The following is a 6,798-nucleotide window of genomic DNA, read 5'->3' as shown; positions in this document are numbered from 1 at the left end:
GGCGTCAGATCCCGCCCCGCGAGCCGCCGGCGGAAGGACGAGGGATGGCCGAGAGTGCGAGCGTCACCCGGGCGGGCGCCCTGCGTCTGGGCACCCCGAGCGCCGTCGCCGTCGTGGCGGGCGCGTTCACCGCCGTCCAACTCCTCCTCGTACCTCCCGCCATGGGCCTCGGCTGGGACGAGATCGTCTACGTCAGCCAGGTCGGCGACCACGCCCCCGCCGCGTTCTTCAGCGCGCCCCGCGCCCGCGGCGTCACCGTGCTGGTCGCACCCATCGCCTCCTGGTCGTCGTCCACCGCGCTGCTGCGGGTCTATCTCGCCGTCCTCTCCGGCCTCGCCCTCCACCTCGCCCTGCGCACCTGGAGCGGCCGGTTCCCGCCGCGTGTCCTCGCCACCGGCGGCGCCCTGTTCGCCACCCTGTGGGTGACCCTCTTCTACGCCCCGAGCGCCATGCCCAACTACTGGGTGGCCGTGGGGGGACTGGCCTGCGTCGGCTGCTTCCTGCGCGCCCGCGCCGACGACCGCGACCGGGCCGCCCTGTGGGGCATCGCCGGGAGTGCCGCGCTGATGGCGCTGATGCGGCCCACCGACGCCGTCTACGTGACGGCACCACTGCTCGTCCTCGCCCTGGCCACCCGCCGGTGGCGTCCGCTCGCCGTCCTGGTGGCCGGCCTCGCCGCGGGCGGCGCCCAGTGGGTCGTCGAGGCCTACCTCAGCCACGGCGGCCCGGCCCAGCGGCTCTCCGACGCCTCCCGTATCCAGGGCGGGCTCGGCTGGCACTTCGCCGTCGACGACCAGCTGCGCGGCCTGATCGGCCGCACCCTGTGCCGGCCCTGCACCGGGCCGCTGCCCCACCCCGCCATCACCGCGTGGTGGTTCGCGCTGTGGGCGCTCGCCGCGGCCGCCCTGGTCGTCGCGGTCCGCGCCCGCCGGCCCGTGCCCACCGCGCTGCCGCTCGCCTGCGCGGCCACCGCCGCCGTGCCGTACCTGTTCCTGATCGGCTACGCGGCCCCCCGCTTCCTGCTGCCCGCCTACGCGCTGGCCGCGCTCCCCGTCGCCGATGCGCTGTGGCAGCTGGTCACCGCCCCGCGGGGCCGGTGGCGACCGGTGGCCGCGAGCCTCGTCGCGCTCGGACTGGCCGGACACCTCGCCGTCCAGCTCGTCGTCCTGGACCGCACCGTGCAGCGCACCGTCGACGACCGCCGCGCCTGGGCGCACACCGCCGGAGAGCTGCACCGGCTGGGCGTCCGCCCGCCCTGTCTGCTCACCGGGCACACCGCCATCCCGCTCGCCTACTACACCGGCTGCTCCTCCGCCGCGACCGGCGGGAACAACGCCAACATCACCGTGCCCGCCATCCTGGACGCCACCCGCCGCATCCCGGTCGCCGCCCTCGGCACGTCGAGCGGTTCCCCGCCGCCGTACGCCCGCTCCTGGGCGCCGTACCGCTTCGACCGGCTGCACCTGTACCTGGCCCCGGCGCCGGCCCGCGCGGGCGGGCCCGCGTGACGCCCGAGGCGTACGCGCCGTCGCCCACCCGCCGCCGGACGTACTGGCAGACCCTGTTCACCCTGGCCGTCCTGGCCGCCGCGGGATGGCTCGCCCACCGCCACTGGCCGGTGCTGGCGAGCGGCGCCGGGCGGCTCGCCGTCGCCGACCACGGATGGCTGCTGGTCGCCGCCACCGCCGTGACGGCCACCTGGGCGTGCTCCGCGATCGCCCAGCAGGGCGCGGTGCCCCGCGCGCTGCCCGCCGGGCGGCTCGTCGCCGCGCAGTTCGCCGCCTCCGCCGCCAACCACGTCCTGCCCGCGGGGGTCGGCGCGAGCGCCGTGACCCTGCGGTTCCTCATGCGCTGCGGCCTCCCCGCGGGCCGCTCGGCGACCGCGCTCGCGGTCAAGGCGACGGCCGGGGCGGTGGTGCGCGGCGCGCTGATCGCCGTGCTCGCCCTGGCCTGCCCCGGAGTCCTGCGGCTGCCGCCCGGCTCCGTCGGCCGGATCGCGCTCGTCCTCGCCGTCCTGCTGGCCGTGCTGCTGGCCGTCGCCCGGCGGTGGCCGCGCTGCCGCCGGGCCGCCGCCGCCGTCCTCGCGGACGTGCGGGCGGTGCACGCCCGGCCGCGCCGGGCGGTGGCCCTGTGGGGTGGCTCGCTGGCCTTCGCCGGGCTGCACGCCGTGGCGCTGATCGCCGTCACCCAGGCCGTCGCCCTGCCGCTGCCGCCCGCCCGGGTCGCCCTCCTCTATCTCGCCGCCAGCAGCGCCGCCGCCCTGCTGCCCACCCCCGGCGGGTTCGGCTCCCTGGACGCCGCGCTCGGCCTCGCCCTGACCGCGGCCGGGGCCCCGGCCGCCGCCGCGGCCTCCGCCGTGCTCGGCTACCGGCTGCTGACCGTCTGGCTGCCCCTGATCCCGGGCCTGCTGGTGCTGGCGGTACTGGTGCGGCGCCGGACGCTGTGACGGGAACAGGTGTTTCCCGAAGGACCGCTTCTGGTAGGAGTCGGGATGTCGGGGCGAGGACGAGGGGGAGTGGCATGGCGTACGACACGAGCGAAGGCCGGCTGGGGGAGGAGTTCTTCACTCCGGGGAGCGCGTCCTTCACCGAGTTCCTGGCGGCCCACCGTCCCGGACTGCTGCCCACCCGCAGCCCGTTGCCCGACGGCGTCCGCGCCGCCCCCGGCACCGCCCCGCACGGCACCACGGTGCTCGCCCTCACCTACCGCGACGGCGTGCTGATCGCCGGCGACCGCCGGGCCACCATGGGCAACCTCATCGCCCAGCGCGACCTGGAGAAGGTCCACCCCGCCGACGACCACACCGCGGTCGCCTTCGCCGGGACGGTCGGCCTCGCCCTGGACATGGTGAAGCTCTACCAGGTCGAGCTGACCCACTTCGAGAAGATCGAGGGCGCGCCGATGTCGCTCAGCGCCAAGGCGACCCGGCTGTCCGCCATGCTCCGGCAGAACCTCGGCCAGGCCATGCAGGGCCTCGCCGTCGTCCCGCTGCTGGCCGGCTACGAGGCCGGGCGGGGCCGCATCTTCGGCTTCGACGTCGCAGGCGGCACCTACGAGAAGACCGGCTTCCACGCCGAGGGCTCCGGCTCGCCGTACGCCCGGGGCGCGCTGAAGAAGCTCTACCGGCCCGGCCTGTCCAGGCGGGAGGCGGCCCTCGCCGCGCTCCAGGCGCTGTGGGACGCGGCCGACGACGACTCCGCGACCGGCGGACCGGACATCGGCCGCCGGATCTTCCCGATCGTCTCCGTCATCACCGAGGACGGCTTCGAGCGCCTGCCCGAACCGGAGACGGAGGAGCTGAGCCGCACGATGGTCGAGCAGCGCAATGTCCGCCCGGACGGCCCGAGCGCCACTGTCTGAGGCGGCGGCCGTCCGCGGCCGGGCCGGGTCGGCTCCTTCCGGTGTGACGAGAACCGCCAGGTTGGAGGCGGCGGATCGGGAAACGCGGAAGGACGAACGAACCGACGAGCCGAGCCCCGGCACGACAGGGAGGCAGCCATGGCCGACACGGACCGCGCGCAGACCGATGCGATGGCGGACGACGCCTACCAGCCCACCGGAACCAACGAGGAGCAGGAGGACGCCGCGCCCCTGGACCTCCAGGACGCGCTGGACGAGCGGACCTACGACGACACCCTCGACGAGGGCTATTCGCCGCCGGAGAAGCCGCTGGGTGTCACCAAGTACGGCACCACGGCCGCCGAGCAGCACGAGGGCGAGAGCCTCGACCAGCGGCTCGCCCAGGAGGTGCCGGACGCCCAGGAGGCCGCCGCGGACGACATCGGGGACCTGCCGGGCGGAGACGGCGAACCGGTGGACCCGGAGGCGGGCGGTGCCCGTGCCGGACGGCTGGTCGCCCCGGACGAGGGCGCCCACACCGACACGACGAGGGAACAGGTCGCCGAGGACGTGGGCATCGACGGGGGCGCCGCGGGCGCCGAGGAGGCCGCGATGCACATCACCGACGACGACATGACGACGCCGGTGGACGAGGAAACCCCCTGACGCGGACGGACGGGTCGGGGAGGGAATCCCTGACGCGGACGAACGGACGGACGGGTCGGCGAGGAAATCCCCTGACGCGGACGGAGGGGGCGGTCCGCGTCAGGGGTTGTGACGGCCGGGCTTCCGGCGTCAGGGGTGGTGACGGCCGGGCGGCCGGCTAAGGCAGCAGCTTGTCGAGGGCGGCCGGCCCTTCCTGGTCCAGCTTGCGCTGGGCCCATTCCAGGTTGCGCGGAGTGAGGTCCTTGCCGGAGGCCAGGACCAGGTCCTCCGGCGACACATCGGTGCCGGTGCGGGTGTGGAGCAGGCTGTCCGGGGTGGCGCGGTCCTGGGACGGCTGGGACGCGCCGGAATGTGAAGTCGACATGATCTCCGCTCCTCGGTCCGGATCATTGTTTCGGCCCCGGTGCTGGCAACGGGTCTGATAACACCATTCACCCAGGGAGCGCACCGTGCATCCGGAGGCGCCGGGGCACCGCCCCCGGCGGCCCGCTCCCGTCCCGCGAGGAGTACCTTCCAGGGCCCGCGCATAACCTCCTCCGCCCGTTCCGCCGGGCGGGTCGTCGGCGGGTGTGCTGCAACGCGGAGCCGGCACGCCGACCGAGGGCGGCCGGGCGCCGGTCAGGAGGCCGTGAGCAGGGCCTCGGCCTCGGCCAGGATCTCGGTCACCCGGAGACCGAACGCGGCGTCGCACGCATGCGGGCGGCCGGTGCCCGCCGCCTCGCGCAGGGCGTCCACGGCCCTGGCCACGGCGGGGACGACGCCCTCGGAGCGGTCCGGGAGGACCGCCACCCCGGCGCTGCCACGCAGTTCGACGGTGGCCCCCGCCGCCTCGGGCGGCGCGGTGAGGCTCAGGGCGAGGGTGCTCGACGCGCCGCCGGTGTGCTCGAGGACCAGGTGCACGGTGTCCCCGGGGCCGGGGGCCGCGGCGCTCACCCGCCGGGCGTCGCCGAGCACCGGCAGCAGCACGGACAGGGCGTGCGGCCCGACGTCCCACAGGGCACCCTTCTCGCGGCGCCACGGAGAGGCGGCGAACGGGCTGTCCGAGGTCCGCGCGCCGCCGGGGAACAGCGCGGCGAGCCACTGGGCGCGTCCCGTGAACCATCCGCCGGTGGCCGCCTGTTCGGCGATCCACGCCTCGGTCTCGGCCTGGAAGCGGGAGGTGAAGAACACCACCGAGGCCACGCCGGCCTCCCGCGCGGCGTCGGCCACCGCCCGCGCCCGCTCCGGTGTCACGGCGAGCGGCTTGTCCAGCAGCAGATGGCGGCCGGCCCGCGCCGCCCGTGCCGCGAGTTCCGCCTGGACGTCCGGCGGCAGGGCCACGGCCACCGCGTCCACGTCGGCGAGCAGCGTGTCCACGTCGTCGTAGGGGCGCACCCCGTACCGGTCCGCGAGTTCCTTCGCGGCGTCCGGGCGCCGCCCCCACACTCCGGCGAAGTCCACTGCCTCGTGCCCGGCGAGGGCGGGTGCGTGGGCCATCCGCGCCCAGGGTCCGGTGCCGAGCAGTCCGATGCGCATTCCGCCGCCTCTCCACGGTGCCGAGCGTTCTGACGGCCGGTGCCGTGGGGACGGCCCGGCCCTGGCGAGCCTGCCACACCCACCGGCCGCCCGCGCAAGCCGGTTCCCCGCAGCCGGGAGGGGCGCGCACCGGTCTGCTCCCGGGAGACGCGCGCACCGGTCCGCTCCCGCCACGAGGCCGGTGATTTTGCCGGTGCCTGTCGTGCCGTACCGCGCCGACAGTGGGCGAGCCGTTCCGACGGCACACCCCACATCCCCAGAGCGCACGACAGAGAGGACGACTCGACGTGCAGCAGCAGCACCGCACCGACTCCGCCACCCCGCGCCGACGCCGTCGCACGGGCCGCCTCACCGGGCTCGCCGCCGCCACCGCGACCGTGATCGGGCTCAGCACCCTCAGCGGCACCGGTGCCCACGCCGCCGACAACCCCTACGAGCGCGGTCCGGCACCCACCCAGTCGAGCATCGAGGCCCTGCGCGGCCCCTACGCCGTCTCGCAGACCTCCGTCTCCTCCCTGGCCGTCACCGGCTTCGGCGGCGGCACGATCTACTACCCGACCAGCACCGCGGACGGCACCTTCGGCGCCGTGGCCATCTCGCCCGGCTTCACCGCCTACGAGTCGTCGATCGCCTGGCTGGGCCCGCGGCTGGCCTCCCAGGGCTTCGTGGTCTTCACCATCGACACCAACACCACGATGGACCAGCCGGACTCCCGTGGTGACCAGCTCCTCGCCGCGCTGGACTACCTCACCCAGCGCAGCTCCGTGCGCGGCCGGGTCGACGCCACCCGGCTCGGCGTGATGGGCCACTCGATGGGCGGCGGCGGCAGCCTGGAGGCGGCCAAGGACCGGCCCTCCCTCCAGGCCGCGATCCCGCTGACGCCGTGGAACCTGGACAAGACCTGGCCCGAGCTCAGGACGCCCACGATGATCATCGGCGCGGACGGCGACTCGATCGCCCCGGTCTCCAGCCACGCCGAGCCGTTCTACCAGAACCTGCCGTCGTCGCTGGACAAGGCGTACCTGGAGCTGAACAACGCCACCCACTTCACGCCCAACAGCAACGACACGACGATCGCGAAGTACAGCATCAGCTGGCTCAAGCGGTTCATCGACAACGACACCCGCTACGAGCAGTTCCTGTGCCCGCTGCCGCGCCCGAGCCTGACCATCGAGGAGTACCGGGGCAACTGCCCGCACACCTCCTGACCGCGCCGTATCCCACGGCACCACGGCGGTCGCGCCCTCCCCGGCGCGGCCGCCGTGTGCGTGTGCCGGG

At 75.5% G+C, this 6,798-nt stretch carries 7 protein-coding genes; 5 read left to right on the top strand and 2 right to left on the bottom strand.

Annotated features, from left to right (window positions below; genetic code table 11):
- Positions 1 to 44 precede the first annotated feature (44 nt).
- From CCN42_RS38220 to CCN42_RS38205, 4 genes are all read left to right on the top strand, one after another.
- The gene (locus CCN42_RS38220) at positions 45 to 1,508 is read left to right on the top strand and encodes a hypothetical protein (protein ID WP_086741830.1); all 1,464 of its coding nucleotides are present in this window, start codon (positions 45 to 47) and stop codon (positions 1,506 to 1,508) included.
- Complete coding sequence (locus CCN42_RS38215; RefSeq protein WP_086741829.1) at positions 1,505 to 2,446, top strand: lysylphosphatidylglycerol synthase domain-containing protein; 942 nt, start codon at positions 1,505 to 1,507, stop codon at positions 2,444 to 2,446. The genes CCN42_RS38220 and CCN42_RS38215 overlap by 4 nt, the downstream gene beginning before the upstream one ends.
- A gap of 74 nt (positions 2,447 to 2,520) precedes the next feature.
- Entirely contained in the window at positions 2,521 to 3,360 is an 840-nt protein-coding gene (prcB, locus tag CCN42_RS38210; protein WP_086741828.1) for a proteasome subunit beta, read from the top strand.
- Positions 3,361 to 3,498: 138 nt separating this feature from the next.
- Complete coding sequence (locus CCN42_RS38205; RefSeq protein WP_086741827.1) at positions 3,499 to 4,005, top strand: DUF5709 domain-containing protein; 507 nt, start codon at positions 3,499 to 3,501, stop codon at positions 4,003 to 4,005.
- Positions 4,006 to 4,162: 157 nt separating this feature from the next.
- Here the strand turns inward: CCN42_RS38205 and CCN42_RS38200 are convergent, their stop codons facing one another.
- Complete coding sequence (locus tag CCN42_RS38200; RefSeq protein WP_086173299.1) at positions 4,163 to 4,369, bottom strand: hypothetical protein; 207 nt, start codon at positions 4,367 to 4,369, stop codon at positions 4,163 to 4,165.
- A gap of 254 nt (positions 4,370 to 4,623) precedes the next feature.
- Complete coding sequence (locus CCN42_RS38195) at positions 4,624 to 5,520, bottom strand: Gfo/Idh/MocA family protein (protein ID WP_086741826.1); 897 nt, start codon at positions 5,518 to 5,520, stop codon at positions 4,624 to 4,626.
- 287 nt (positions 5,521 to 5,807) lie between these two features.
- Between CCN42_RS38195 and bdeA the strand changes: the two genes are divergently transcribed.
- The gene (bdeA, locus tag CCN42_RS38190) at positions 5,808 to 6,728 is read left to right on the top strand and encodes a bis(hydroxyethyl) terephthalate hydrolase (RefSeq protein ID WP_086173301.1); all 921 of its coding nucleotides are present in this window, start codon (positions 5,808 to 5,810) and stop codon (positions 6,726 to 6,728) included.
- The last annotated feature ends 70 nt before the right edge of the window (positions 6,729 to 6,798 follow it).

The sequence above is a fragment of the Streptomyces glaucescens genome (genome assembly GCF_002154375.1).
GTDB lineage: Bacteria > Actinomycetota > Actinomycetes > Streptomycetales > Streptomycetaceae > Streptomyces > Streptomyces glaucescens.
This window is presented reverse-complemented; position numbering and strand designations above follow the sequence as displayed.

Excerpts from the sequence above, each read along its gene's own strand:
- prcB (WP_086741828.1), top strand. The coding sequence starts at position 2,521 with ATGGCGTACGACACGAGCGAAGGCCGGCTGGGGGAGGAGTTCTTCACT.
- CCN42_RS38195 (WP_086741826.1), bottom strand. The coding sequence starts at position 5,520 with ATGCGCATCGGACTGCTCGGCACCGGACCCTGGGCGCGGATGGCCCAC.
- CCN42_RS38205 (WP_086741827.1), top strand. The coding sequence starts at position 3,499 with ATGGCCGACACGGACCGCGCGCAGACCGATGCGATGGCGGACGACGCC.
- CCN42_RS38220 (WP_086741830.1), top strand. The coding sequence starts at position 45 with ATGGCCGAGAGTGCGAGCGTCACCCGGGCGGGCGCCCTGCGTCTGGGC.
- CCN42_RS38200 (WP_086173299.1), bottom strand. The coding sequence starts at position 4,369 with ATGTCGACTTCACATTCCGGCGCGTCCCAGCCGTCCCAGGACCGCGCC.